This window comes from Spirochaetota bacterium, assembly GCA_017999915.1.
In the GTDB taxonomy this organism is placed as follows: Bacteria; Spirochaetota; UBA4802; order UBA4802; family UBA5550; genus RBG-16-49-21.
This window is the reverse complement of the sequence record JAGNKX010000021.1, coordinates 33,716-60,541: the sequence shown is the minus strand read 5'-3', so window position 1 is coordinate 60,541 and position 26,826 is coordinate 33,716. Positions and strand designations below refer to the sequence as shown.

Sequence of the window (26,826 nt, the reverse complement as noted above, 5' to 3'; positions counted from 1 at the left end):
TGCGGATTATAATGCAACCCCGGCCGGTGGCAGTTCCGGCCGGGGCAGGATTTCATTTTGGGTCCTTTATGCCGCCGCTTTTCTGGTCTGCATGAACTGCTTGATACTCAGCACGATCACCCCCATCGACAGGCAGAGAAGGAGTATGTCTCCGGCCGACAGCATCCAGTTCCCTTTAGGTATATACTCGTTTACCAGTATCACCACAAGGGCGACAATGGTGGTCACCAGCATGAAAAATCCCGGTATCATGACAAAAAGATACTTCTTGCCCCTCTTCATGAGCCAGATACTGACGGTGATCAGCGAGAGGGCCGCCAGGAGCTGGTTGGCGGAGCCGAAAAGGTTCCAGAGTTGCTTGAAGGCGTTGAAATAGGCAAGGATGAACATCAGCACGACGCAAAGCAGGGAATTGAAAATATAGGTGTTAAGTATCTTCGGCACTTTTTTGAATATCATGCGCCAGAGCTCTTCAAAAAGATAGCGGTTAAGGCGTACCGCGGTGTCAAGGGTGGTGACGACAAATCCCTCCACCATGAGGATGCCGAAAACAGCTCCGTACACCACCGGAAGGCCCACCGATTTGTTCAACAGGCCCCCGACGCCCAGGGCAAAGGCCAGCACCGGGTTTGCCTTGACAGCCGGATCCACGGGAAAAACTATGCCGCAGAGCTTGTCGTAGCTCAGGCCACAGCCGATGGTGATGATGACCATCAAAGCCAAAAGCGCCTCCAGCGACATGCCGCCGTAGGCCACCATCCTGGAATCGGGCCTTTCATAATTCACCTGCTTGGCCGTGGTACCCCCGGCAACCAGGGCATGGAATCCGCTGATGGCACCGCAGGCCACTGTGATGAATAGGATGGGCCACACGTACCCGAGGTGCTGCGCCCCCACATCCAGGTTGAACATCGGGGCCTCGACCGCGGCGCCCTGGAAGCCAAGAACCAGGCTGCCTACGAGCATACCAAGGACCCCTCCGTACAGCAGGAAGGAGTTGGTGAAGTCCCGGGGCTGAAGCACCAGCCATACCGGGACGCCGGCGGCGAATACAGTGTAAATGGAAAGGATGACCATCCAGATGAATGAATCTATTTTTATCGGAAACATCAGGCCGATCTCTATGGAAATTGCGCAAACTGCGATGGCCACGATGGACATGATCCACGCGTTGGCTTTCCGCTTGTAGAGAAAATAACCGAGGATGGGTGCGCAACAGGTTATGACAATGACAGAGGTTGAGGCTATACCGCCGATGACGGCGTAGGTGACGCCGTTCTCCACCACGGTGCGGATACCCAGATCGCCGGTGCCGAAAAACTCAACCGGGTATTTAGATGAAAGCGCCGTTGTGGTAAGGGTCAGGAAAACCGAAGTCACCATGAGCAACATGATGATGGTAAATCCGATGAAGAGGAGGAAACCAGTACGGCCCAGGGTCTTTTCCGCTATCTCCGCGATGGACCGTCCCTTTTCCCGCATGGACGCCAGGAGCACCGAATAATCATGGACAGCTCCGATAAAGATGGTTCCCACGATTATCCAGAGCCATACCGGCGCGAAGCCGAAGATGAGGCCGACACAGGGACCGATGATGGGACCGCCGCCGGCAATGGACGCGAAGTGGTGGCCGAAGATGACAATCTTGTGGGTGGGAACGTAATCAACGCCGTCTTCGAACTCGACCGCAGGGGTTGTATGGGTGCCGTCAACATCGAAATTCTTTTCGATGAATTTCCCGTAGAAAAAGTAGCCGATAAGAAGCGCGATAATGGAAATACCCAGGATAAGAAGCAGGTTCATTGGCAGGCCTCCGGAAGAGGATTAGATAGTGGATATTGTTGTGATAAATATCAGGCACGTCAATAAAAAAAGACATAAAAAATGTGATGTCCGCCCTATGGCTGCGATTCGATTATATTGATAATGGCCATGGCGTTCAGAACCGCCTTGGGTACGAAGGAGGATCTGACCGCGTATTCCTGCTCCTTTGATCCGTCCGGCGAGTGCTCAGAGCAGTGGGGGTTGCCGCCGGCGGGCCCCAATCCGTCTATGGTGGGCATGAAATCCCAGAAGTAGTTGCCATCGGAGAGGCCGCCGCGCCTTTCGAGGTTGACCGTAAGATCGAGGAGCCTCCCCGCCGATTCCCAGAAGGAATGGAGCCGCTTCGAGGCGGGGTTATCCGGCCAGGCAGGGACTTTGCGAACCATCTCGACGGTGGTGCGGCAGGAGAAGCCGCCGTCGGCGCTCTTCACGCTGGAATAGCCGTCCAGCTCGAGGATATCAACAAGGGCCCTGTCGAACACTGCCGGGGAGAAGGCCCTCATCTCGGCATAGGCCTCGGCAAAGTGAGGAACCCGGTTTATCTGGGAGCCGCCGGCTATCCTGCCGACATTGACCGTCAGCTCTTTGCTATAATCGGTGATGCCCTCGATCTTCCCTATGACATCGGCCAGCTGCATTATGGCGCTGGCGCCGTTCTTATGGGACACGCCGGAATGGGCGCCCTTCCCCTCGGCGGTGATGCGGATCTCCGCCCTTCCCTTCCGGGATGTAACCACGCTGAAGGCAGTGTCACGTATCCTGCCGGCCTCGAATATCAGGCAGCCGAGGCCGCCGGCGCCGACGCGAATGCGGCAGAGATCTCCGAAATCGACAGATTCGGTTTCCTCCGAGGCGTCGAGAAGCAGCGACCAGGACACGGCGTCGAGGGCATCCGGCGCCGCGTGCTTCAGGGCCTCCAGAGTCATGAGCATCACGACGGTGCCTCCCTTGATGTCCTCTGTGCCGGGCCCGTAGATGCGGTCCCCCTCGAGGCGCCAGCGGAAATTGTTCCGCTCCTCCTCCTCCGGGCTGAAAACCGTGTCCAGGTGGGATGCGCAGCCGATAACAATCGGGGATTTCCCGTTTCTGGAAAGGACCAGGTGCTTCCCATAGGAAGGATTTACCGATTGCACCCGCTCATCGGTAAAACCAAGGTCGCAAAACACCTCAGCCGTGTAGTCAGCCAGACGGTTTACACCGGCCGGATTATGGGTAAAGGAGTTAATCCCGATCATGCCCTTGAGAATATCCATATAGCGGGGCATGCCTTTTCCGAGGAAGGAGTGCATGATATCGGCTGTTTCTTTATTAAAGTGGCTCATGTTTCAGGTCACCGGGGATGATTTTTAGAGTTTTACTCTGGCACCCATTTTTTTTGATGGATTACCGATAACTATCGGCATATTCACTCTATACTCATACCCTTGCTCTGACACCTTCACAGGGCAAGTATTTTATTGAGACTATAGGCATTTTAATCACAAAACACCAGGGATCAATAATGAAAGGAATTAGCATTTGTTTAGCTCTTAAAAACTTCATAACTTTGAATTCAGATTGTGGAGGATTCATGTTAGTTCTTGACAGATAATAAATATGACATAAAAATCAGATCAGCATAATCACCCAGATCAGGAAGCGAATATGAATACATCAGTAAAGGGATTGCGCCCTATCCAAATAGAAGCAACCACCCTGCCGGACGCATGGTTCCAGACCGTGTATAAATGCCTTGAAGTAGGCAGGGACTTCGTTATCGACCGCGGATCATACGCCGGCGAGAAACGACTCGAGTTCGACTTTATCACCGTGCATATCAAAAGGCCGGGAGAACACCCTCTGCTTCCCCAGATACCGGGCCAGTACAAACTGCCCAATCCGGTGGCTGACGATTACCTGACGGACTACCTGCCTTACCTGATGACGGGGGAAGCAAAACCGGGAGAATCCTACACTTACGGCCAGCGCATCTGCAAGTATCCTATACCGACAGGCTACGCGGAAAAGTACGATACCCACGGATATGAGCATATCCTTATTCAGGATCGGGAAATCTGGGAAGATCGAAAAATAATCAACGAGGAAGACGGAAGGTTCTATATCAACCAGATGGAACTCTGCATCTGGACCTACAGGAACAAGGGTCACCGCAACAACCAGATGGTGCTCCAGGTGGCTCACCCGGCGGACATGGTCCTCCTGGACCCGCCCTGCCTGCGCCTCATCGACACCCGCATCCAGGATGGCAGGCTCAATTTCATCATCTATTTCAGATCCTGGGACCTCTGGGGCGGCTTCCCCGCAAACCTGGCCGCCATGCAGATGATGAAGGAATACATGGCCTCCGAGATCGGCGTCGAGGACGGCGAGATCATTGCCTGCTCCAAGGGGCTTCATATCTATGACTATGTCTGGGAGCTGGCGGAGTGCATCAGGGGAAAGACGATAGAGGAGTTTCGCGACGGAAAGTGATTTACTTACTCTGGCCCCTGCTTGCAAAAATGGTTTGACATGGCTCTCATTTATATATTTCTAACAATGAATTTTTCTTTTTAATAACACCTGCGCGAGGCCCCGATGGAATTTATTCATGAAATCATCAAATGGATCAACGGCTACCTCTGGGGGCCGCCGATGCTGGTCATCCTCTTTGGCACGCACCTGTTCCTCACCTTCAGGCTGAAGTTCATCCAGCGCTATATCGGCCTTGCCATAAAACTCTCCTTTTCAAGGGATACAGACGGTCATGGCGATGTGCATCACTTCGGCGCTCTCACCACCGCCCTGGCCGCCACTATCGGTACCGGCAATATCGTGGGCGTGGCCACGGCCGTGGCACTGGGAGGGCCAGGCGCAGTGCTCTGGTGCTGGCTCACCGGCGTATTTGGATTCGCAACCAAGTACGGCGAGGCGGTGCTATCGGTCAAGTACCGGGTGAAAACATCGGACGGCACCATGCTGGGAGGGCCCATGTACGCCCTCGAACGGGGTTTGGGGAAAAGATGGCTGGCGGTTCTTTTCTGCGTTTTCACGTCCATCGCCGCCTTTGGCATCGGCAACATGGTCCAGGCCAACTCCATATCGACCCTGGCCAAGGAAACCCTGGGCGCTCCCCTCTGGGTAACGGGATTATTCGTCACCATAATCACCGGAGTGGTTATTCTAGGCGGAGTTAAATCAATAGCGCGTGTATGCACCCTTCTGGTCCCCTTCATGGCTGTCTTCTACATCATCGGGTGCCTCATCATCCTTTTCATCAACCGCGAGGTGATGCTGCAGACAATCATCCTCATCGGCCAGTCGGCCTTCACACCCCAGGCCGCCGGCGGCGGATTTATCGGCTCATCGGTCATGATGGCCGCCCGCTTCGGCATCGCCCGGGGTCTTTTCTCAAACGAGGCGGGCCTGGGATCAGCGCCCATCGTGGCTGCGGCGGCGAAAACGAACAATCCGGTCAAGCAGGCGCTGGTCTCGGCCACCGGCACCTTCTGGGACACGGTGGTGGTCTGCGCCATTACGGGCCTCGTGCTGGTGAGCACCATCATACGATTTCCAAACGACTTCGGATCGATCAACGGCGCGGTCATGACCAAGCGGGCCTTCGCGGAGATACCCGTGGTGGGTCCGATAATCCTCACCGTGGGACTTCTCACCTTCGTTTATTCGACGATACTGGGCTGGTCCTACTACGGCGAGCGCTCCGTGGAATACCTCTTCGGCAAGAGGTCGATAGTCCCCTACCGGGTCCTATGGGTGCTGGCTGTCATGGTGGGCTCCGTGGTATCGCTCCCCCTGGTATGGGATATGGCGGACATGATGAACATGCTCATGGCTATCCCGAACCTGATCGCCCTGATTCTCCTGAGCGGAATCATCGTAGCGGAAACCAGGAAGTACCTGTGGGATGGAAGCGTCCATGACACCGCAACGGATTCCCATGATTATGCTGCCGGACGAGTGAAGGCTGAAGCAGAATAATCAGACGAGAGCTGCATTGGGGCAATGCATAAAGATACAATCCGTCACTCAACCATTGACTTGATTTCATTGATGGCGTGGCGCGCCTCACCGCGCACCCGCTTGTTCCGGTCCTCAAGGGCCGGCGCGAGCGCATCGATCGACGCTTTACCGGCGATCCTTCCCAGGGCCCTGACCGCTTCAAGGCGCACATCATAAAACTTATCATTGAGCAGCTTTGACAGCGCCTCCACTGAGGACGGATCGCCGAAGACGGCAATGGACCGCGCCGCCTCAAGGCGCACCCCCTTATACTTGTCCCGGCAGGCCCGGTGAAGGAGCGGAAGGCCTTCTCTGGTTCCTTCGATGCCGATCTTCCTGGCCGTCTCGATACGATCAGGGACCAGGCCCCCCATGCCGCGGATAAGCTGTATGTAACGCGTGTCATTGAGCGCCATGCTTATCCGGGGGGAATCGATATTCTCAAGGCAGGCTCGGGCAGCGCTTCGTACGCCGGCGTCCGGGTCAGCAAGGAGTCCGATCAAATGGTCGATGCTTGCATCATTGCCTATGCCGCACAGGGCCTGGGCGACCTTGGTCCTCATATCGGTGTGCCGGTCGTTCAGAAATTCAGCGATTTTTGACACCAGGTGGCCGCTTCCCGTCGAGCCCGCGGCCTCAATGGCGTGAAGCTTGACGATGCCGTTCCGGTCCTCCAGGGCCAGGACCACCGCCTCCAGGATGGGACCGTCCACGTCGCGGCCGCGGCCGACAATGATCTTCAGCAGGCTTATCTTTTCCCTTCTGGTGCCGTTCGATATCAATTCGACAAGGTTCTTCGAAAGGAGCGGCGCGCCCAGAGCCGCGAACTTCAGCGTCGCCGCGGTCCTCGCGCGCTCGTCAGTATCATTGAGCATCTTTTTCAGCCTGCCGATTATCTCATCGCTGATCTGCTTTTCCCCGGCCAGGGCCAGAAAGGCATGGTAGCGGACAGATGAGCTCCTGTGATCAAGACACTTGACCAGCCCGGCAAGATCATTCTTTTTTCTCATCCTCTCAATATTCGGCGAAAAGAGCCCCATGGCACACCTCCATTAAAAGCCTCCGGTATCATCACTACTTTTTGAATGATAATAAGGAAAGATAAATGTCAATACTAATCCAATTGTACTCTTTTTAATATTGACTTGACATGACCATTATTCACTCCATCATACCGAAAACAATTTCAGGGGAAACGAATGGGACATCTCGGACCAAAAGAACTATATCTGCAACTGGGCGAAAAAATAGACGGCCTCGGCACCAGGATACCAAGAAATGAAACACTGAACAAAATCCTGAAAGAGCTATACACCCCTGAAGAGGCCGAAGTGGTTGCCACAATGCCCTACGGACTTGCCACCCTCGACCGGATATCGGACATCACCGGCTTTGAGCCTGCGAAGCTCCAAAATATCCTGGAGGGACTGGCGCACAAGGGCCTTGTCATCGACCTGTGGGCCCAGGACGAATACCACTACATGCCTTCTCCCATGGTCATCGGCGTCTTCGAATTCACCATGATGCGCACCCGGGGAGAGCTCAATTACAAAAAATGGGCCGGCCTTTTCAACGAATACCTGACCGGCGGTTTTTTCGACGTCAACCATGATGACAACCAGGTTATATCCATTATGCGTTCAATCCCCCATGAGGGTTCGATCGAAGAATCTGAATACACGGAAATACTGGATTACGAAAAAGCCGAAGCCATCATCCGGGATCACGAGACATTCTCCATCGGCACCTGCTCCTGCCGGCACAAGAAGAAGCACGCCGGCATCAAGGGCTGCGCCATGCCTCTCAATACCTGTTCCACCTTCGGTTACGCGGCCGACTACTGGATCAGGAACAAGCTGGCGAAAAAAGTGTCCCGCACGGAGATGCTTGAAAACATCGCCCGCTCCAGGGAACTGGGGCTTGCCTTCTGCGGCGACAACGTGAAGAACAATGTAACCTTCATCTGCCACTGCTGCAAGTGCTGCTGCGTAGCTCTCTCCGGCATCAGCAAGTACGGATACGCCAATGCGGTTGCGACATCGAACTACATTGCCCTCTGCCACGATGAGAAATGCACCGGCTGCGGCATTTGCGCAAAAGCCTGTCCGATAGATGCAATTGAGATGCGGCCCGTGCAAAGGCCCGGATCAAAAAGAAGGATGGAACCGGTCATCGATACCGCCTACTGCCTGGGCTGCGGCGTCTGCGCGGTCAAATGCCCAAAAAACGCAATGAAGCTGACCCACCGGAAAAGCCGCGTGTTGCACCCGGAAAACGTATTTGAAAAGGTAATTCTGAGAAACCTGGAGCTTGGCACACTTCAAAACCAGATCTTCGACAATCCGGAGAGTGTGACGCAGAAATTTATGCGGGGCCTGGTGGGAGGATTTCTCCGCATTCCGATAGTTAAACGAAATCTCATGAGCGAACAAATGCGTTCCCGCTTTCTCGACGTGATGAAAAAAGGCGTTGCCCTTCAGGGCAAAGGATGGGTTATGAAATTATAATTTTCGGAGGATCCGATCGGATTAATCAATGGGTGCTCTTTTTAGACCGAACACTCTTTTCCGCATCCAGCCAGTCCGTTATTTCATTACCCGGCGTATTATCGTTCATCCTCTTGATGTAATTGTAATATGCCAGTATTCTTATCTCATCCTGAAATCCGGAAAATTCAATGGTTGCTTCACTTTTCTTTTTTTTATTTCGCAGGATGCCGATTTTCGAGACCGCCTGTTCGGTCGTGTTTTTTTTAGATAGCATCGCACTCCCTCCTGAACCTGTATTTACGTTCTATTGATCTATAAAGAAATGGTCCATGACACTGCTTTTTATGATAAACATATTAATATTAATATATAAAATCAACATTATAAGCAACATAAATTAGCATTTAACTAATAAATCCGACAGAAATTTAAAATGATCATATGTTAACCAATAGGTTTTTAATGTGCGACATACTGGAAATCTATGGTTTTCAATTTTTTTTTATTTTGATACACGTTGTGGCGATAACAATCTAGATAATCAAATTCCAGATGGGTCTGTTCGAGTAAATTTTTAAAAGTATTAAAACCATTCTCTATAACAATGAATTTACTACTTCCATTTTTTAATATTTGGCATAAAATCTAATTCATTGTTGTCAAAACAATATTTTTTAAGTATTTTAAAATATATTAATTATCTAATAAATCACCATGTTACAAAAATGTCTTAAGCATAATAACAAAGAAGGGATTTATTTCTGCGCAAAGTATACAGCTTATTATTGCGAAGAGTGTATTTCCTGTAAAGATCCTAAAAGTTTTTGCAAATTCAGATCATCTTGTATTATCAATAAATTTCAAAAACATGGAAAACCGATAACAATAGGTCAGTAAATATCGTTTATTTTTTCCTTTCTTATTCGTTTATATAATATACACGAGTTATAACAGGAAAAACCAGATGATCATTGAAACCACTCTTAATATTCAGAATCACCTTCTAAAAAAAATTAATAACGCGGCTCACAGGAAAGGCCTGTCCCGAATTGAATTGATAATCCTTCTATTCAAGAAGGTTATGGATGACACCCCTCATCATGTCTGTCATGGTAAAAGAATAAAATATCAAAGCAGGAACAATCATGGGATATGGAATACCCTCCATATACGATTGAGACCGAATGATTATGAGTGTCTTTTGGATTTAAGAAAACTCCTCAAGATGTCTGTCTCGCACATTCTTGCTATGGCTGTTGACAAATACCTTGATGAATTGATGAAAACAACAATCAAAGATAAGTATCATTTTACAAACTACATTCTAATAAAAGAAACAATTAATGGAATACTTTGCTGGAAACTAATATGGGGATTCCCCGCAAATATGGGAATTCTTTTCCATGACTATTAACCCCTTATAGTGCAATTTCACTATATAAAACACAAAATTTCTTGATTAATATACCATGTTTTCGGATGTTCGAATACAAGGTTCATTTGAAGATTCATCAGGAGGAATGTGTTGTTAAAACCGGATCCTACAAAATTGGCAGACTGGCAAATAGCAGAAGAATACGAAAAAGAAATGAAAACTGTTTACAGGCTTGCCGAAGAATTGGGCATCCGCAATGAAGAACTATTACCAAACAGCCACTATTATGGCAAAGTCGATTTTGAACTGGTCCTGGAGCGACTCAAGAAAAAACCAGACGGCAAGTATATCGATGTAACGGCAATAACCCCGACACCGCTCGGAGAGGGGAAGAGCACGTCCACGATAGGATTGTTACAGGGCCTTGGCCGAAGGGGTAAAAAAGCAACCGGTGCCATCCGCCAGCCGTCCGGAGGTCCCACCATGAATATCAAGGGGAGCGCCGCCGGCGGTGGTCTCTCACAATGTATTCCACTGATACCCTTTTCCTTCGGACTTACCGGCGATATCAACGATATTATGAACGCCCACAACCTGGCCATGGTTGCCTTAAGCGCCAGGATGCAACATGAATTCAATTATGACAATGCCATGCTCGCATCAAAAAACCTCCGGAGGCTCAGCATAGACCCGAGAAGCGTTGAGATGGGATGGGTCATCGATTTTTGCGCACAGTCCCTGAGGAAGATTCTTATCGGCCTTGGCGGCACCACGGATGGATTTCTCATGGAGTCCAAGTTCCAAATTGCGGCAAGCTCCGAGCTCATGGCTATCCTGGCTGTATCAACAAGCATGGCGGATATGCGGGAACGTATCGGTAAAATTGTAATGGCCCGCAGCCAGTCTGGCGATCCCATCACCACAGCTGACCTCGAGGTTGATGGCGCCATGACGGCCTGGATGTTCAACACCCTGAAGCCAAACCTCCTCCAGACGCTGGAAGGACAACCGCTTTTCGTTCATGCCGGACCCTTTGCGAACATAGCTATAGGACAATCCTCCATAGCTGCTGACAAGCTTGCGCTCAAGCTGTCCGATTACCATGTAACGGAAAGCGGCTTCGGCGCCGATATCGGTTTCGAGAAATTCTGGAACCTGAAGTGCCGCATGAGCGGCCTCCGCCCACATTGCGCGGTCATCGTTGCCACGGTCCGTGCTCTGAAGAGCCATGGCGGCGGTCCACCGGTGCCTCCGGGCCATCCCCTTGACCCCGTTTATACAGAGGAGAATGTCGGATTGGTGGAAAAGGGATGCGAGAACCTTATTCGCCATATCCAGACTGTGAAAAAGGCGGGCATAAGCCCCGTTGTGTGCATCAATCCCTTTTCAACAGATACAGACGCAGAGATCACTGAGATCAAACGCCAGGCAGAATCCGCGGGGGCTCGAGTGGCCGTTTCGAGACACTGGCTGAAGGGCGGCGATGGAGCTCTGGAACTCACAGATGCGGTCATCGACGCCTGTGAGGATGAAAACAATTTCAATTTTCTTTACGATCTTTCCATGCCGTTATCAAAACGCATCGAAACTATCGCCAAAGAAGTATATGGTGCCGATGGCGTAAAATACCTTCCCGATGCAGAGGATAAACTGAAAAAAATGGATGCCGATCCTGAGCTATCAAAGCTCGGCACCTGCATGGTAAAGACCCACCTGTCTCTTTCACACGATCCCAACCTGAAAGGCGTTCCAACCGGCTGGGTTTTGCCAGTACGGGATATCTTAACCTACCAGGGAGCGGGCTTTGTTGTTCCGGTGGCTGGCGCCATCAGCCTTATGCCGGGTACTGCTTCAGATCCTGCATTCCGGCGTATCGATGTTGATATCGAAAGAAGAAAGGTTATCGGAGTGTTCTAACCGATAACAATCTGTTGAATACAAAAAAGTCAATCTCGTGGCGTATTCATGCTTCCATTTAAATTAAAGCGATGCTTGTATCCCGCCGGAATATGATAATATTTAAAAACCTGCTGGGTGCCCCTACATGCAAGGCTCTGCTGGTCTTTGAAAAAGTCTTTCACTATTTCCACAAAATTAATAGATATTCCGATATAAAAGTTTTGCGATTTCATTGGTAGGTGATAGTTATCCCAGGCAACACGGCGGTCATAGGAAGTATAGCCCTTCACGCCATAACCGACGTCAATCATTATATAGCGCATAAAATTCGGGATGTTGATCCCCACTTCCTTAAAACCGGCAAGCTTGATGTTGGCCATCACAATCATGCCGCCGAAATCGTCGAATAACAGCAATAACTTTTGCGGATGTTTCCTGAAAAAGGCACTTGGCCAGTATTCGATGCTCAGGCTGATGAAGGCATCCACCTTGGGAAAAACTTCGAGAAGTCCGCCGATCAATATGCCTGCGGAATCAAAAATGATATCATGATATGCAAAGCCGTATCCGGAATAGGCATCCCCGATTTCTATTGAAAGGCCCATGAGGAACGTCAGCAGTGCCCCGTAGAGAAATCGCATATTCGAACCGCGCTCCGTATAATTAAACACAGAGCAACTGAGACGCATGGCGCTGTAATGTGTAAACAGATGGCCGATCTTGTCAAACCCTCCATAATGGGTATTATGTTCGAAAAATCCCTCATGGGACCACTTCCAATAATCTCTTTTACCCCATCCCCAGGAGGAAAAAGCGTAGGCGAAGGTCAGGCCCGGAAAACCGACTGAATAGATATAGCGCAGTGCATCGCGTTTAACTTCATCATTCTTATCTAAATCAATCTCATCATTCTTAATTTCTGATTTATTTTTTTCGGTTTTTTCCGCCGCAAAAGCAATTCCACCGAGGTTTTTCGACACAAAACAAGCCGTGTATACCGGACCTGCGAAGATTGTTATCGTGCATATCATGATTAATGAAATCATTCTTTCTTTGATTATGTTGACAGCAACTCGGCCTATTTTTATTGGCAAGTCTGTCATAAGATAAACCTCCGCATGCCCATAATCATTTAACCATTTGGTTAACATTATTTAACCAAATGGTTAAATAATAGGGTTTTCGTGTCAACCATTTTTTCATAATTAACTATGTGATGATAAATCTAAGTCCCTCAATTATTATTTATAATCAGAAACACCATTATGTTTAGATCAACTCTCCAGCTAGATATTTAATTCCGCAATAAAACACGGTGTAAGTATTCCTACCGATCAGTCGGACATATTATCGTTGATGCAAACTTACCTTCCATTAATTTAATATGTAATTCCCAATTCACAATTAATAGTTGAATGTCTTTGTTCTTCAGTATATTTTTTAAAAAATTAATCTTGACAGGAGCATAATATTATATTACTATATTGATATATCTTGATATAGTAATATAATATTATGCAGGGAATCGATATAATATTGCTGCCCGATGACGTGACAGTAGCAGTGCCCCAGGGCGAGAACCTCCTGCGCGCCGCCCATGCGGCCGGTGTTCATATAAACTCATCCTGCGGTGGTCAGGGAACCTGTGGTAAATGCAGGGTAATGGTCACCACAGGTAGTGTTACGGGCGGTAAAACAGAAAAGATATCCGACGAGGATTATAAGAAGGGATATCGTCTCGCCTGCCTAAGCTATGTTGAAACGCCGCTGAAAGTTGAGATTCCGCCGGAGTCACGCTTACACCGGGGGATACTTGACGCACCTAAGATCACTAAGGCCACAGGAAGGCTGGCAATCCGACGCGATGTAGAGAAAACGTCAGGCACCCATCAAGCCGTTATCGAGAAAAAAACCATTATTGTCGATCCGCCTGATACTGATGACAATGCGAGCGACCTGTCGCGTATAGTACGGGCCTTAAAAAAACAACACAATATTAATGATTTGACCATAGATTACCCGGCAATCCGCAGGCTCCCCGGCGCCCTCAGGGAATGCGATTGGAAGGCCACGATAACAATACTGCACACATGCTTTGGGACAAAACCGGGAAGCAGCCATCCCCGCATCATCAACATCGAAGCGGGCGATACGGCATCATGCCACTACAGTATTGTTATCGACGTGGGCACCACGACGGTCTGCGGCGAGCTCATTGACCTGGCTCGCGGTGAGACCAAAGCCGAGGCATCCGATTATAACGGGCAAATCCGATATGGTGAAGATGTTATCAGCAGAATGGTCTTCGCTCAGAAGGGAGAGGGGCTTTCCATGCTCCAAAAAACCGTTGTTGCCACCATAAACGGTGTTATCGAAAACCTGCTCAGGAAGAGCGGCGTCCGCCGGGAAGACGTGTCCCATATGACCATAGCGGCCAATACCGCCATGACCCATATCCTTCTTGGCCTTGACACGCGCTACATCCGCTCCGCTCCCTACACACCCGTGGTGAACCAGATGCCGCCGGTCAAAGTGTCCGACCTCGGCATCGACCTCCCCGGCCACGCGTACCTCTATGCCATGCCGATGATCTCCAGCTATGTCGGAGGCGACATCGTGGCCGGAGTTCTCGCCTCCGGCCTTTATCGACACGATAAGAATACGCTCTTTATCGATATCGGCACCAACGGCGAGATCGTGGTGGGCAACAGGGAATGGCTCGTCACCGCCTCCTGCTCCGCCGGTCCGGCTTTCGAGGGGGGCGGCATACGCCACGGCATGCGGGCCACCTTCGGCGCCATCGAGGAAGTCCGCATCGACCCTGCCACCTGCGAGCCGGTGGTCTTTACCATCGGCGAGGAAAAGCCGAAGGGGATTTGCGGATCCGGCATTATCAATATAGTGGCGGAATTCCTTGAAACAGGGCTCCTTGAACCGAATGGAAAATTCAGGACAGATTTAAGCTCAACCCGCCTGCGCCGCGGCAGCGACGGCATGGAATACGTGCTGGTCACCGCCGATCGGAGCGGCATTGACGGCGACATTGTCATTACCGAGGTAGACATCGACAACTTCATGCGGGCCAAGGGCGCCATGTACGCCGGGTACCAGACCCTCCTGGAGAGTGTCGGCCTCACACACAACGACCTCGACGAGGTGATCATCGCCGGCGCCTTCGGGAGCTACGTCGACATCGAGAAATCCATCGTCACGGGACTCTTCCCCGATCTCCCGGTGGAGCGCTTCTCCTTCATTGGCAACAGCTCCCTCCAGGGGGCCCGTCTGGCCACCCTGTCGCGGGAGCTGCTCGCCGAAGCAGAAATGATCGCGGCCAAGATGACCAACTTCGAGCTGAGCGAGAACAAGTCCTTCATGGATCATTACGTTGCGTCCCTCTTCTTCCCCCACACCGAGATCAGGAATTTTCCCACGGTCATGGAGAAGTTCAGGAATATCGGCGGGACATGCGGCACGGCACAGGGGGAATCATGATGAGCAGGATTGTTGCTGTGGCTGGCAAGGGCGGGACGGGAAAAACCACGACGTCGGCGCTGATCATCCGCCATCTACTAAAAGCAGGGAAGACGCCCCTCCTTGCCATGGACGCCGATCCCAATGCGAACCTGGCCGAATCCCTGGGGGTGAAGGTGAATGACACCATCGGCACGGTCCTCTCCGATTTCATGCGCGACCGCGCCCAGGTCCCCGCGGGGATGACAAAGCAATCGTACCTTGACATGAAGTTCCACCAGATATTAAAAGAAGGTAAGGACATGGACATGCTGGTGATGGGTTGTCCCGACGGACCCGGGTGCTACTGCGCCGCCAATTCCATTTTAAAAGATTATTTCGATCACCTTTCCGGCAATTATAAATACGTAGTGGTGGACAACGAGGCCGGGATGGAGCACTTCAGCCGGAAGACCGCGGCTCGCATCGATACGCTGATCTTCTGCTCGAATTACTCCCTGAAGGGACTCAAGACCGTAAGGACCATAGCCGGGCTGGTGAAGGAGCTCAAGATCGATGTGGGTGAACGCTATCTCCTGGTGAACCGGACGCCGGAGACGCTGGAACAGGAATTTCTCAACGGCATAGAGGAGACCGGCATCCCGTTGCTGGGATATACCCCGATGGATACGGAAATAGAGGAGTCGGAGATCAAGGGAGTGCCCCTCCTCGACCTGCCGGACAGCTCGAAGACCGTGGGACGATTTGAAGAGATGCTGGGGAGGATACTCCCGTGAAGGCGCGGTTGCGCAACCGAGCCTTCACGGATGAATTATCATGATACACGGTATCAGCCATATTACACTAATAGTAAAAGATCTTGACCGGTCAGCGGATCTTTTCAGGAAGATATTCAACGCCAGGGAGGTCTATTCAAGCGGCGATAACTATCATTCGAGATCAAAGGAGAAATTCTTTTTGATCAATGACGCCTGGTTCGCCATCATGGAAGGTGATTCATTGCAGGAAAAATCCTATAATCACATAGCTTTTTCCATTTCTGATGATGATTTTGATAGGTATACTGATATGATAGCCGCATTGGGCCTTGAAACAATACATGACAGAAACCGGATTGAGGGAGAAGGCAGATCAATTTATTTCTATGATTATGACAATCATCTCTTTGAACTGCACACAGGCTCCCTGGACGAAAGGTTAAGGAATTATTGAGGTCCCCGTAGGCGGGGTCACGTGACCCCGCCTACGGGGACCTCGCATTCAATGATATTTTTTTAATAAATTAATAAATTTTATTTGATACAGAATCAATTTTACTATACCTGCCCATATATCGGGAGGAGCGCATGACTGCAAGGATCATCAGCGGCAAGGAAATCGCCGCGCAGATACGGGAAGAGCTCAAAAAAGAGGTGGCTCTCCTTAAATCAACAAACAACATCACCCCTGGCCTGGTGACCATCCTGGTAGGCGAAGACCCGGCGTCCATGAGCTACGTGACGGGCAAGCAGAAGGCCGCCCACGAGCTGGGATTTCATTCCATCCAGGACACCCAGCCGGCTGATATAACAGAAGAAAAGCTACTGAAGCTCGTGGATAAGTATAATAAAGACAAGGATATCCACGGCATCCTGGTGCAGCTCCCCCTGCCGAAGCACATCAACGAAAACAACATACTGTACGCCATCAATCCGGACAAAGACGTGGACGGTTTCCACCCGGCAAACGTGGGGCGGATCATGATCGGCGACGCGCGGTTCTATCCCTGCACGCCCTATGGCGTGCAGCAGATGCTGGTCCGTTCCGGCGTGCCCATCGAGGGAGCGGATGTGGTCGTGGTTGGGAGAAGCAATCTCGTAGGCAAGCCGATCGCCATGATGCTCGTGCAGAAGCAGAAGAACGCCAACGCCACCGTGACCGTGTGCCACACCAGGACGAAGGACCTGAAGTCCCATACCCTTCGCGCAGACATTCTCATCGTCGCCGCAGGCGTGCAGAACGCCGTGACCGCTGACATGGTGAAACCAGGCGCGGTGGTCATCGACGTGGGCGTGAACCGCATCGGCTACACACCGGAAGGCAAGGCGATCCTCCGGGGCGACGTCGATTTCGACGCCGTGAAGGAGAAGGCCAGCATCATCACGCCGGTGCCGGGCGGCGTCGGCCCCATGACCATAACCATGCTGATGCTCAACACGGTACGGGCAGCGAAGCTGGCGGCGGGGATGCCGTTGGAGTAAAGACCCCCCTAGCCCCCTGAGGGGGCACACGATTCAGGTTCATCCCTGATGCCCCTTGTGGGGACAGGGGGGAGTAAAAGAATTAGAGGCTCATTATGGAATACAAAACAATCGAAAAAGAAGATCACGCCGGAACTAAAGTCAAGGTCCTTGGCGAGACCTACGCGCCGGGAAATCCCGAGAGCAGGGGCGTCGGCGAGGACCGGGGATGGCGCGGTCATCTCATGGACAGGAACGAGATGCTGCGGTACCTGAAAAACGGCGAGCGCTACTGGTACTCCGGCGAATGGTACGGCAGCGAGAAGAAGAGATAACCCCTGGTTTAAACCAGGGGCAAAACAGGAGGAACATCATGGCATTCGATATACCCAAAATAAACTACTCGGGAAAGATCAGGGAGATAACCCTCGGCACCGGCGTGAAGTCGGTCACCGTGGGCGGGGCGACGTCCTATCCCTTCCACCTCTTCGAGGGGACCATGCCCCATCCGCCAAGGATCGCCATGGATGTCTTTGACCACAGGCCCGAAGAATGGCCAGAAGCCGCGGTAGAGCCCTTTGCCGATGTCCTGGACGATCCGGCGGCCTGGGCCAAGAAGAACGTGGCTGAATACGGCGCTGACATGATCGCGCTCCAACTGACCAGCATCGATCCAAACGGCATGAACCGGGCGGCCCGCGAAGCGGCGGATATCGCCAAGAAAGTCATCGCCGCCGTGGAGGTGCCGGTCATCCTCTGGGGAGTGAGCAACCATGAAAAGGACACTGAAGTGCTGCGCATCCTGGCCGAGGAATGCGACGGAAAGAACCTCTCCATGGGACCCGTCGAGGAGGGAGACTACAAGCAGATCGGCGCCGGCGCCCTGGCCTACAAGCATGTGGCCGTGGCCTCCTCCCCCATCGACGTGAACCTGGCCAAGCAACTGAACATCCTCCTCGGCAACCTGGGCGTTCCGGCGGACAAGATCCTTGTGGACCCCACCACCGGCGCCCTGGGCTACGGCCTGGAGTACACATACTCGGTCATGGAGAGGGACCGCATGGCCGCCCTCACCCAGGAGGACGAAAAGCTGCAGTACCCCCTCGTCTGCAACGTCGGCATCGAGGTATGGAAAACGAAAGAGGCGAAGACGGCCGAGGCGGATGACCCGAAGCTGGGAAACGCGAAAGAGCGTGGCATCCTGATGGAATGCGTCACCGCCACGAGCCTTCTCCTGGCAGGCGCGGACATCCTCATCCTGCGCCACCCGGAATCGGTGAAGCAGATGAAGAAGATGATTCAGAGTTTGATGGGATAGAAGATACTACAAGGAGCGCCACATGTCAGAAGAAAAGAAACTCTTTGCCGACAAGGCATCGCAGGAGATATACGAAAAAGCGAAACAAGACTCGGTCAGCACGGTGTTCGAGAAGGCTGCCGAGCTCAAGCCCTGCCCCATCGGGTCTGCCGGGGACTGTTGCAAGCACTGCGGGATGGGCCCCTGCCGGGTGCCGGAGCCGAAGACCGCCGGGGCCGTGCGCAAGGTCGGCCTCTGCGGCGCCACGGCCGAGACCATATCGGCGCGTAACTTTCTCCGCATGATCGCCGCGGGTTCCGCGGCCCATTCGGACCATGGCCGCGGCGTGGCTGAAATCTTCCTGGCCGCCGCGAAGGGAGAGATCCCCGGCTACGGCATCAAGGACGAGCAGAAGCTCCTGGCCGTGGCCATGGACCTCGGCATTACCGTCGAGGGAAAAGAGACGAAGGCCATCGCAGTCGAGGTGGGTGAGAAGGCCCTGGCCATGTTCGGCCAGCAGAGCGGCGAGCTTGCCTATGTAAAGAAGGCGCCGCAGCGGCGCCAGGAGATATGGCGGAAGGAGGGCGTCGTTCCCCGGGGCATCGACCGCGAAGTGGTCGAGATCATGCACCGCACCCACATGGGCGTCGACCAGGATTATAAGAGTCTCATAAAACAGGGGACCAGGGCGGCCCTGGCAGACGGATGGGGCGGATCGATGTTAGCCACCGATCTCCAGGACATCCTTTTCGGGACGCCGGTGCCGGTCTACGCCGAGGTAAACCTGGGCGTGCTCAAAAAAGAAGAAGTCAACATCATCGTCCACGGCCACGAGCCGCTCCTTTCGGAGATGATTGTTATCGCCTCCCGGGACCCGCAGATGATCGAGCTTGCCCGGTCCCATGGCGCCAACGGCATCAACATCGCCGGCATCTGCTGCACCGCCAACGAGATCCTTATGCGCCACGGCATTCCTATCGCCGGGAACTTCTTGCAGCAGGAGCTGGCCATCACCACCGGCGCAGTGGAGGCGATGGTCGTGGACGTGCAGTGCGTGATGCAGTCGCTCCAGAGCGTGGCGTCATGCTACCACACAAAGCTCATCACCACCAACCCGAAGGCCGATATCACCGGGTCGGTGCGCATGGAATTCAACGAGCACGACGCCCTCAACTCGGCCAGGGCCATCGTGACCGCCGCCGTTGAGAATTTCCGGAACCGGAAAAGCGACGTCCTTATCCCGAAAGCAAAATCGCCCATGATCGCTGGCTTCAGCCACGAGACAGTGAACTACATGCTGGGCGGCACCTTTCGCGCGTCATACCGGCCTTTAAATGACAACATCATAAATGGCAGGATCCGGGGCCTTGCCGGAGTGGTGGGATGCAACAACGCCCGCACCGAGCTCGACGGCAACACCCTTACCCTGGTCAAGGAGCTCATCAAGAACGACGTGCTGGTCCTCACCACCGGCTGCACCGCCATCGGCCTCGGCAAGGAGGGACTGCTCACGCCCGAGGCCGCCCGTGAATTCGCCGGCCCAGGCCTCGCCGAGGTGTGCGAAACAGTCGGCATCCCGCCGGTCCTCCACATGGGCTCCTGCGTTGACAACAGCCGGATCCTCATCGCTGCCACGGCCGTGGTGAAGGACGGGGGCCTCGGGAACGACATCAGCGACCTGCCCGCGGCAGGGGCGGCGCCGGAGTGGATGAGCGAAAAGGCCATTTCCATCGGCCAGTACTTCGTCGCTTCCGGCGTGTACACGGTCTTCGGCGTCACCTGGCCGACCTCCGGGAGCAAAGAGCTCACGAAGCACCTCTTCGGGGACATGGAAAAGATCTACGGCGGCAAGTGGGATTTCGCCGCCGACCCGAAGGAGATGGCCCGGAAGATGATCGAGCATATCGATAAAAAGCGGAAAGACCTCGGCATCGACAAGGCGCGGGAGCGCGTGTTGTTTGACATGGCCGATAGAAGGGATCTGGCGTAGAAGAAAAAGTGCCCTCACCCCCTGCCCCCTCTCCCATGAAAAATTAAAAAAAGGAGAGGGGGAATAGGAAGTAAATTCTACGGAAACCCTCTCCTTTTTTCTAAGCTTAATGGGAGAGGCTCCCGACAGGATGTCGCAGTGCCGAGCGCGGCCAGGACGGCCAAAAAGCGCTCGGCGAGCCCCGTAAGTGCGGGTGAGGGGGGGTAAAGATATAGAAGATTGATATAGGAGAACGATCGTGTCCAAGATAATAGCATCAGCGGCGATACGGGGCGCCTATTCCATAATTGACCGCGCCGAGAAAGAAGTGAAGCGCGCCATCGACGCCTACGGCCCCAACAGGGAAGTCGCCTTCCCCAACACGGGGTACTATCTGCCCGTCATATACGGCATCATGGGATACAAGGTACAGAAGCTTTCGGACATGGAGCACGTGATCAAGGTGAGCAGGAACCTGCTCCCGCCTCCGGTGAAGGAGAACCATCACCTTCCCTACCTGGGACCGGCCCTTGACGCGGGCATGGCGACTTTTTTCGCGGAGGAGCTCATCGAGGCGATCAAGTACATCGACAACCCGTCGGTGTACGTGCCCGGCGAGGACCCCCGGGACGACAATATCTGGCTCGGCGCCGCCGACGACGTCATCATGCGGAAGCGCGGCGTGGAGTTCGTCGACGGAACGGCCCCGGGCTTCGCTGCCATGCTGGGAGCGCCGGAGAACGCGGCCGCTGCCGCGCAGATCGCCCTGGAGCTCCAGCAGAAGAACCTGTACGTGTTCATGAGCGCCAACACAGAGGGAAAGACCATGTCGCAGCAGCTCATCGACCAGGGCGTGCAGATCGGCTGGCCCACCAGGCTCGTGCCCTTCGGATCGGACGTGACCGCCACGGTCTTCTCCATCGGCTTTGCCACCAGGGCGGCCATGTCCTTCGGCGGCATCGATCCCGGCGACTACCGGAAGATACTCATATACAACAAGGACCGCGTCTTCGCCTTCGGCATCACTTTCGGCTTCGTGAACGACGAGTGGTACGCCAACGGAGCCGGCTGCATCAACTACGGCTTTCCCATCATCACCGATACGCCGACGCCGCAGATCCTCCCCACGGGGGTGTGCACCTACGAGCACGTGGTCTCCAACATCCCCCACGACGCCATCGTGGCCCGCGCCATCGAGGTGCGGGGACTCAAGGTCACCGTGAGCAAGGTTCCGGTCCCCGTGGCCTACGGTCCCGCCTTCGAGGGTGAGCGGGTACGCGGCGATGATATCTACCTTGAGGCGGGAGGCGGCCGTACCCCGGCCGTGGAGCTCGTGGTCTCGGCTGACATGAACGCCGTCACCGACAACAAGATCGAGGTCGTGGGACCGGAGATCACCGATGTAAAGCCGGGAAGCCAGCTTCCCATGGCCATCTACGTGGAAGTGGCGGGCCGCCAGATGCAGCCCGATTTCGAGCCGATTCTGGAGCGGCAGATCCACCACCTGATCAACTACGCCCAGGGCATCATGCACATCGGCCAGCGCGACATCGCCTGGCTCCGCGTGAGCAAGCAGGCCGTGGACAAGGGATTCCGCATGGCCCACCTGGGGAGCATCCTCCACGCGAAGCTGCACCAGGACTTCGGCAAGATCTTCGATAAGGTGCAGGTGACCATTTATACCGACGAGAACGAGGTCAAGAGAATCCTGGAAAAGGCCCGCTCCCTGTACAAGCAGCGGGACGAGCGGATCGCCGGCATGACCGACGAGGACACGGACCCCTTCTACTCCTGCCTCCTCTGCCAGTCCTTCGCGCCGAACCACGTGTGCGTGGTGACGCCGGAGCGGACCGGGCTCTGCGGCGCCTACAACTGGCTCGACTGCAAGGCCTCCTTCGAGATCAATCCCACAGGCCCGAACCAGCCGGTGCACAAGGGCGCCGTCCTTGATGCGCGCTACGGCCGGTGGAAGGGCGTGGACGACTTCGTGGCCAAGGCCTCCCGGGGAACGGTCGCCACCGTGGACGCCTACAGCATCATGCGAAACCCGATGACCTCCTGCGGATGCTTCGAGTGCATCGCTGCGATCCTCCCCATCTGCAACGGCGTCATGACCGTCGACCGGGATACGTCATCAATGACGCCGTCCGGGATGAAGTTCACCACCCTGGCCGGCATGGTCGGGGGCGGCAACATCACGCCAGGTTTCGTGGGTCACAGCAAGTACTATATCACGAGCAGAAAGTTCCTCCACGCCGAGGGCGGCATCAAGCGCCTGGTGTGGATGCCTAAATCATTGAAGGAAGAGATCAGGGAGCGTTTCAACGAGCGCGCGGCCGAGATCGGCATGCCGGACCTGCTGGACCGGATCGCGGACGAGACAGTGGGAACCACCGAGGAGGCGATCATCAACTTCCTCACGGAGAAGCAGCACCCGGCCCTGACGATGGAGCCGCTGTTTTAGACATAAAATCCCTCCCCCTTGATGGGGGAGGACAGGTGGGGGTGATAAAACGATTTCACCCTCCCCCGGCCCCTCCCATCAAGGGAGGGGAGAGAAACATTTATTGAGGAGATCACATCATGGGAATGACCGGAATTGAAATCTATAAACTGCTGCCCCAGACCAACTGCGGGGACTGCGGGGTGCCGACGTGCCTCGCCTTCGCTATGAAGCTCGCGGCTGGACAGGCGGAGCTGGCCAAGTGTCCCCACGTATCCGAGGCTTCGAAGGCGAAGCTCGATTCGGCGTCGGCGCCGCCGGTCATGACCGCCGCCATCGGCCCCTTCAAGACGGGGGGCGAGACGGTCCTCTTCCGCCATGAAAAGACCTTCGTGAGCCCCACGGGCATCGCGGTCCTGGTCAGCGATACCATGGCCGACGCCGATGTGGACCGGCGCCTGAAATCCTATATCGAGCTCCGATACGAGCGGGTCGGGGTCCAGCTCGCGGCCGACCTGGTTGCCATAAAATCCGAGAAGGGCGACGCAGCCTCCTTCGAGAAGCTGGCGCAGAAGGTTGCCGGCGCGGTGGACGCGGGTCTCATCCTCATGAGCGAGAACGCCGACATCCTCGGCGCAGCCCTGAAGCACGTGGCCGCGAAAAAGCCCCTCCTCTACGCCGCCACGAAGGCCAACGCCGACGCGATGGGCAAGCTCGCCCTGGACAACAAGTGCCCGGTCGCGGTCAAGGGCGCGAACATCGACGAGGTCATCGAGCTCACGCAGAAGCTCTCAGCCATGGGCCTGAAGGAAATCATCATCGATTCCGGGGCCCGCACTTTGAAAAAAGCCTTCGAGGACCAGGTCGTGATCCGGCGCGCCGCGGTCAAGGGCGCCTTTCGGCCCCTGGGTTATCCCACCATTACCTTCCCCTGCGAGATGGCGAAGGACTACCGCGAGGAGACGCTGATCGCGTCTGCCCTTATCGCCAAGTACGCGGGCATCGTGGTGCTCTCGGAGCTGCGCGGCGAGGGGCTCTTCCCCCTCCTGGTGGAGCGGATGAACATCTTCACCGATCCCCAGCGCCCCATGGCCACGGAGCAGGGCATCTACCCGATCAACAACCCGGATGAGAACTCCCCGGTGATGATCACCACGAATTTCTCCCTCACCTATTTTATCGTCTCCGGCGAGATCGAGGGAAGCCGGGTACCGGCGTGGCTCCTGGTCATGGACTGCGAGGGCCTGAGCGTCCTCACCGCCTGGGCCGCTGGCAAGTTCGTGGCGGACGCCATCGGCTCCTACGTCAAGAAAAGCGGCATCGCCGACAAGGTGAAGCACCGCTCCCTGGTCATCCCGGGTTATTCGGCCTCCATCAGCGGCGAGCTGGAAGAAGAGCTGGCAGACTGGAAGATCACCATCGGTCCCCGCGAGGCGGCCCATATTCCGGCCTTCCTGAAACAGTACCAGGCCTGAGGCCGGCGCTCCGGACACCATGAAACCGCGGGATGGAATACATCGAGCCTGCCTGATTTTCTTCATCTGTTGCAGTCTCCCGGTTCTCCCATGCCTGGCATTCGCCGCGAACGACGCCCCCGGTCCCGCGGTCGAGAAGGAACCCGGCGGCCGTCAGCTCTGGGACGGCGCGAACAACGAGACGCCCGAAAGCGGCACACCCAAAGAAACGGATCCCGGCAAGCCTGAAGACGCGGCCAAACGCGGCACCGGGCTCTTCCCCGGATCGCGGCTCTTTCCCGCATCCATCGCCGATCCGCGCCGGGCGGCCTTCTCCGGCGGCCTCCGCTACCATGACGACGCCTTCAACCGCTTTCGCACGCGCTATGGCTCCGACAGCCATGTCCTCGGATCGGACAGGATGTTCGGCGCCGTGTCCCTGGGCGCGCGCCTCCCTCTCTACCGGTGGGACGTGAAGAAGGGTTATCTCCAGGCCGAAATCGAAGGGTGCGTGTGGGCGATCTTCGCCTTCAAGAAGCCGCGGGGCTGGCTCCGCGAGGGCTCGACCCTGCTCAACGCGGATTACTCCATGGCATTCATCACATCCTACTCGTACAACAGCCTGGCGCTGCAGCTCCGCTTCTGGCACCTGTCGTCCCACCTCGGGGACGAATTCATGCAGCTTTACCCGGAGATCTGGCGCAAGAACGTCAGCAACGAGGGGATCGATCTGTTCGTGTCCTACGCGATCATCAGGCAGGTGAGGCTTTTCGCCGGCCTCGGGTGCGTTTATCACTCCTTCAGTGGGGCGAAGTTCGATCCCTTCTACGTGGAATACGGCGCGGAGTTCAGGCCCTTCGGCGCCGTTGGCGTCGCGAAGAACGTCAATTTCCAACCCTTCATAGCGGCCCATCTGAAAAACTGGCAGAACAACCACTTCGCCATAAACGGGAATTATTCCATCGGGATAGAATTCGAAGCCACCCGGGAGAGCTTCACGCCGAAGATGCAGCTCTTTTTCACCTTCAGCCACGGGCCCTCACAGGAGGGGCAGTTCTATCATTTCTCGACCACCTATTACAGCCTGACCCTCACCTTCCAGCTGATATGAGGGCCCCATGGGAGTGAGCAAGAAAACCATTATCATTCTCGCGGCGGTAATCCTTGCAATTTCAACCCATGCCCTTGCCGGTGAAGAGACCGGGGGGAAATGGAAAAAGGGGATGGTCGGCACTGCCACGGCCGGCATAGCTGCGGCGGTTGAGGCGGAATACCGTTTCATCAAACCCCTTGCCATCAGGTTCATGGGAGTGTACGTGTACGGAATGGGAACGAAAAACAGCCCCATAGTGAAGAAAGGCGAGAATCTCTTTTCGGCTGTGCTTGCTCCGGCTGTCTACATCCAGACGCCGGTCGATTTCCTCGACCCTGTCGTCTTTTTCGGCGTGTCATATTCCCATTACCGGTGGAAATCCCCCTATTTCAGGATAAACGGAATAATCAACGATGTCACCTTCGGCGGCGGCGCGGGCCTCGGCTTCATCGTCTCGCCCTTCTGTCGTATCGGCGCCAACTGCTGGATCAATTACGACTACAAGATCGACACCCGCAATGGCATGAGGAAAAAGGGGCGGCGGATCGCCCTGCCGATGCCCTTCATTGATGTGTGCTTCCTTTTTTAAGGCTTTTTCTTCAATAATAATCTTCCATCGTTAAAAAAACATTTGCCTAATCCATTAAATCATTTATTTTACAATTACATGCATAATTCCTCATAACAAACGGGTAAGGAGGTAGAAATGAGACTATTGAAATACGGAGCAGCTTTTATCCTGGTTTTGGTAACCGTTGCTGCCTTCGCATGGACTACAGGCGACCGGATCCTCGGGCAGTGGAGTGACGGCCAATGGTATCCGGCGCGGATAACCGGCATGGAAGGGGCGGACTTCAACGTTTCCTTTGACGACGGCGACACGGCGGTGCTTCCCGCGTCAAAAATCAGAAAGATCGACTGGAAGGTCGGCACCAGGGTACAGTGCAACTGGAAAAGGGGCGGCATGTATTACAAGGGGACCATTACCAGGATGCAGGGGGAATCGATCCATATCAGCTACGATGACGGCGACCAGGAGGATTCGACCATCAGCATCTGCAGGTCCAATTGAAATGACTAACATTGAGCCTTAAACGCAGATCAATCCTCACGCCCTTCAGCTACCTTTTTTATCCTCACCCGCGCTATGCGCGCCCTCTCCTTAATAAGGAGAGGGCTTCAGTTGTAATTATTCATTCCTGATACTCCCTCTCCATATCATGGAGAGGGGGTCGGGGGGGTGAGGTCGCGCCACAGATAGAGATCGTGGATAAAAAATGCATTGACGTCAATC

General features: G+C 54.3%; 22 protein-coding genes. 17 read left to right on the top strand and 5 right to left on the bottom strand.

Annotation, left to right across the window (positions count from 1 at the left end; all coding sequences use genetic code 11):
* Positions 1-66: 66 nt before the first annotated feature.
* Together KA369_22425 and KA369_22420 are read right to left on the bottom strand one after the other, a co-directional pair.
* Positions 67-1,803, bottom strand: a complete 1,737-nt coding sequence (locus tag KA369_22425) for a carbon starvation protein A (GenBank protein ID MBP7738748.1) — start codon at positions 1,801-1,803, stop codon at positions 67-69.
* 95 nt (positions 1,804-1,898) lie between these two features.
* Positions 1,899-3,146: a M20/M25/M40 family metallo-hydrolase gene (locus tag KA369_22420; protein ID MBP7738747.1), complete on the bottom strand. Its 1,248-nt coding sequence runs from the start codon at positions 3,144-3,146 to the stop codon at positions 1,899-1,901.
* 322 nt (positions 3,147-3,468) lie between these two features.
* Here KA369_22420 and KA369_22415 point away from each other — a divergent pair, with 322 nt between their 5' ends.
* Positions 3,469-4,296, top strand: coding sequence for a thymidylate synthase (locus tag KA369_22415; GenBank protein MBP7738746.1), 828 nt, complete (start codon positions 3,469-3,471; stop codon positions 4,294-4,296).
* A 105-nt stretch (positions 4,297-4,401) separates the two neighbouring features.
* On the top strand, positions 4,402-5,802 hold the full coding sequence (locus KA369_22410; GenBank protein MBP7738745.1) for a sodium:alanine symporter family protein: 1,401 nt from the start codon (positions 4,402-4,404) through the stop codon (positions 5,800-5,802).
* A gap of 44 nt (positions 5,803-5,846) precedes the next feature.
* On the opposite strand, the gene KA369_22405 is transcribed toward KA369_22410, so the two are convergent.
* Positions 5,847-6,863, bottom strand: coding sequence for a HEAT repeat domain-containing protein (locus tag KA369_22405; protein MBP7738744.1), 1,017 nt, complete (start codon positions 6,861-6,863; stop codon positions 5,847-5,849).
* Positions 6,864-7,022: 159 nt separating this feature from the next.
* Between KA369_22405 and KA369_22400 the strand changes: the two genes are divergently transcribed.
* On the top strand, positions 7,023-8,330 hold the full coding sequence (locus tag KA369_22400; protein MBP7738743.1) for a 4Fe-4S binding protein: 1,308 nt from the start codon (positions 7,023-7,025) through the stop codon (positions 8,328-8,330).
* Between the two features lie 25 nt (positions 8,331-8,355).
* Here KA369_22400 and KA369_22395 read toward each other — a convergent pair whose 3' ends face one another.
* Positions 8,356-8,586 carry a hypothetical protein gene (locus tag KA369_22395; protein MBP7738742.1) on the bottom strand — a complete coding sequence of 77 codons (231 nt, stop codon included), beginning with the start codon at positions 8,584-8,586 and terminating at the stop codon, positions 8,356-8,358.
* A 690-nt stretch (positions 8,587-9,276) separates the two neighbouring features.
* On the opposite strand from KA369_22395, the gene KA369_22390 reads away from it, so the two are divergent.
* Positions 9,277-9,726: a hypothetical protein gene (locus KA369_22390; protein MBP7738741.1), complete on the top strand. Its 450-nt coding sequence runs from the start codon at positions 9,277-9,279 to the stop codon at positions 9,724-9,726.
* Positions 9,727-9,834: 108 nt separating this feature from the next.
* Positions 9,835-11,604 (top strand): formate--tetrahydrofolate ligase, encoded by a 1,770-nt coding sequence (locus tag KA369_22385; protein ID MBP7738740.1) that lies wholly within the window; start codon positions 9,835-9,837, stop codon positions 11,602-11,604.
* 29 nt (positions 11,605-11,633) lie between these two features.
* Here the strand turns inward: KA369_22385 and KA369_22380 are convergent, their stop codons facing one another.
* Positions 11,634-12,689, bottom strand: coding sequence for a DUF2279 domain-containing protein (locus KA369_22380; protein MBP7738739.1), 1,056 nt, complete (start codon positions 12,687-12,689; stop codon positions 11,634-11,636).
* Between the two features lie 412 nt (positions 12,690-13,101).
* Here KA369_22380 and KA369_22375 point away from each other — a divergent pair, with 412 nt between their 5' ends.
* From KA369_22375 to KA369_22320, 12 genes are all read left to right on the top strand, one after another.
* On the top strand, positions 13,102-15,078 hold the full coding sequence (locus tag KA369_22375; GenBank protein MBP7738738.1) for a DUF4445 domain-containing protein: 1,977 nt from the start codon (positions 13,102-13,104) through the stop codon (positions 15,076-15,078).
* Complete coding sequence (locus tag KA369_22370; GenBank protein MBP7738737.1) at positions 15,075-15,833, top strand: AAA family ATPase; 759 nt, start codon at positions 15,075-15,077, stop codon at positions 15,831-15,833. Before KA369_22375 ends, KA369_22370 begins: the two co-directional genes overlap by 4 nt.
* Before the next feature lie 40 nt (positions 15,834-15,873).
* Complete coding sequence (gene fosX / locus KA369_22365) at positions 15,874-16,269, top strand: FosX/FosE/FosI family fosfomycin resistance hydrolase (GenBank protein ID MBP7738736.1); 396 nt, start codon at positions 15,874-15,876, stop codon at positions 16,267-16,269.
* 134 nt (positions 16,270-16,403) lie between these two features.
* Positions 16,404-17,297, top strand: a complete 894-nt coding sequence (locus KA369_22360) for a bifunctional 5,10-methylene-tetrahydrofolate dehydrogenase/5,10-methylene-tetrahydrofolate cyclohydrolase (protein MBP7738735.1) — start codon at positions 16,404-16,406, stop codon at positions 17,295-17,297.
* Positions 17,298-17,392: 95 nt separating this feature from the next.
* Positions 17,393-17,611 (top strand): hypothetical protein, encoded by a 219-nt coding sequence (locus tag KA369_22355; GenBank protein ID MBP7738734.1) that lies wholly within the window; start codon positions 17,393-17,395, stop codon positions 17,609-17,611.
* A gap of 38 nt (positions 17,612-17,649) precedes the next feature.
* On the top strand, positions 17,650-18,594 hold the full coding sequence (locus KA369_22350; protein MBP7738733.1) for an acetyl-CoA decarbonylase/synthase complex subunit delta: 945 nt from the start codon (positions 17,650-17,652) through the stop codon (positions 18,592-18,594).
* Positions 18,595-18,616: 22 nt separating this feature from the next.
* Entirely contained in the window at positions 18,617-20,563 is a 1,947-nt protein-coding gene (cooS, locus tag KA369_22345; GenBank protein MBP7738732.1) for an anaerobic carbon-monoxide dehydrogenase catalytic subunit, read from the top strand.
* 238 nt (positions 20,564-20,801) lie between these two features.
* A complete protein-coding gene (cdhC, locus tag KA369_22340) occupies positions 20,802-23,006 on the top strand; it encodes a CO dehydrogenase/CO-methylating acetyl-CoA synthase complex subunit beta (GenBank protein MBP7738731.1) in 2,205 nt (734 codons plus the stop codon).
* 119 nt (positions 23,007-23,125) lie between these two features.
* The gene (locus KA369_22335; GenBank protein MBP7738730.1) at positions 23,126-24,460 is read left to right on the top strand and encodes an acetyl-CoA decarbonylase/synthase complex subunit gamma; all 1,335 of its coding nucleotides are present in this window, start codon (positions 23,126-23,128) and stop codon (positions 24,458-24,460) included.
* A gap of 19 nt (positions 24,461-24,479) precedes the next feature.
* Entirely contained in the window at positions 24,480-25,550 is a 1,071-nt protein-coding gene (locus KA369_22330) for a DUF1207 domain-containing protein (protein MBP7738729.1), read from the top strand.
* A 7-nt stretch (positions 25,551-25,557) separates the two neighbouring features.
* Positions 25,558-26,121 (top strand): hypothetical protein, encoded by a 564-nt coding sequence (locus KA369_22325; GenBank protein MBP7738728.1) that lies wholly within the window; start codon positions 25,558-25,560, stop codon positions 26,119-26,121.
* A 117-nt stretch (positions 26,122-26,238) separates the two neighbouring features.
* Positions 26,239-26,604, top strand: coding sequence for a hypothetical protein (locus KA369_22320; GenBank protein ID MBP7738727.1), 366 nt, complete (start codon positions 26,239-26,241; stop codon positions 26,602-26,604).
* The last annotated feature ends 222 nt before the right edge of the window (positions 26,605-26,826 follow it).

Bases quoted from the DNA above. Each gene is read 5' to 3' on its own strand.
- KA369_22420 (MBP7738747.1), bottom strand. From the start codon at position 3,146: ATGAGCCACTTTAATAAAGAAACAGCCGATATCATGCACTCCTTCCTC.
- KA369_22405 (MBP7738744.1), bottom strand. From the start codon at position 6,863: ATGGGGCTCTTTTCGCCGAATATTGAGAGGATGAGAAAAAAGAATGAT.
- KA369_22325 (MBP7738728.1), top strand. From the start codon at position 25,558: ATGGGAGTGAGCAAGAAAACCATTATCATTCTCGCGGCGGTAATCCTT.
- fosX (MBP7738736.1), top strand. From the start codon at position 15,874: ATGATACACGGTATCAGCCATATTACACTAATAGTAAAAGATCTTGAC.
- KA369_22370 (MBP7738737.1), top strand. From the start codon at position 15,075: ATGATGAGCAGGATTGTTGCTGTGGCTGGCAAGGGCGGGACGGGAAAA.
- KA369_22415 (MBP7738746.1), top strand. From the start codon at position 3,469: ATGAATACATCAGTAAAGGGATTGCGCCCTATCCAAATAGAAGCAACC.
- KA369_22335 (MBP7738730.1), top strand. From the start codon at position 23,126: ATGGGAATGACCGGAATTGAAATCTATAAACTGCTGCCCCAGACCAAC.
- KA369_22355 (MBP7738734.1), top strand. From the start codon at position 17,393: ATGGAATACAAAACAATCGAAAAAGAAGATCACGCCGGAACTAAAGTC.
- KA369_22360 (MBP7738735.1), top strand. From the start codon at position 16,404: ATGACTGCAAGGATCATCAGCGGCAAGGAAATCGCCGCGCAGATACGG.
- KA369_22320 (MBP7738727.1), top strand. From the start codon at position 26,239: ATGAGACTATTGAAATACGGAGCAGCTTTTATCCTGGTTTTGGTAACC.
- KA369_22330 (MBP7738729.1), top strand. From the start codon at position 24,480: ATGAAACCGCGGGATGGAATACATCGAGCCTGCCTGATTTTCTTCATC.
- KA369_22375 (MBP7738738.1), top strand. From the start codon at position 13,102: ATGCAGGGAATCGATATAATATTGCTGCCCGATGACGTGACAGTAGCA.
- KA369_22395 (MBP7738742.1), bottom strand. From the start codon at position 8,586: ATGCTATCTAAAAAAAACACGACCGAACAGGCGGTCTCGAAAATCGGC.
- KA369_22425 (MBP7738748.1), bottom strand. From the start codon at position 1,803: ATGAACCTGCTTCTTATCCTGGGTATTTCCATTATCGCGCTTCTTATC.
- KA369_22390 (MBP7738741.1), top strand. From the start codon at position 9,277: ATGATCATTGAAACCACTCTTAATATTCAGAATCACCTTCTAAAAAAA.
- KA369_22350 (MBP7738733.1), top strand. From the start codon at position 17,650: ATGGCATTCGATATACCCAAAATAAACTACTCGGGAAAGATCAGGGAG.
- KA369_22410 (MBP7738745.1), top strand. From the start codon at position 4,402: ATGGAATTTATTCATGAAATCATCAAATGGATCAACGGCTACCTCTGG.
- cooS (MBP7738732.1), top strand. From the start codon at position 18,617: ATGTCAGAAGAAAAGAAACTCTTTGCCGACAAGGCATCGCAGGAGATA.
- KA369_22400 (MBP7738743.1), top strand. From the start codon at position 7,023: ATGGGACATCTCGGACCAAAAGAACTATATCTGCAACTGGGCGAAAAA.
- KA369_22380 (MBP7738739.1), bottom strand. From the start codon at position 12,689: ATGACAGACTTGCCAATAAAAATAGGCCGAGTTGCTGTCAACATAATC.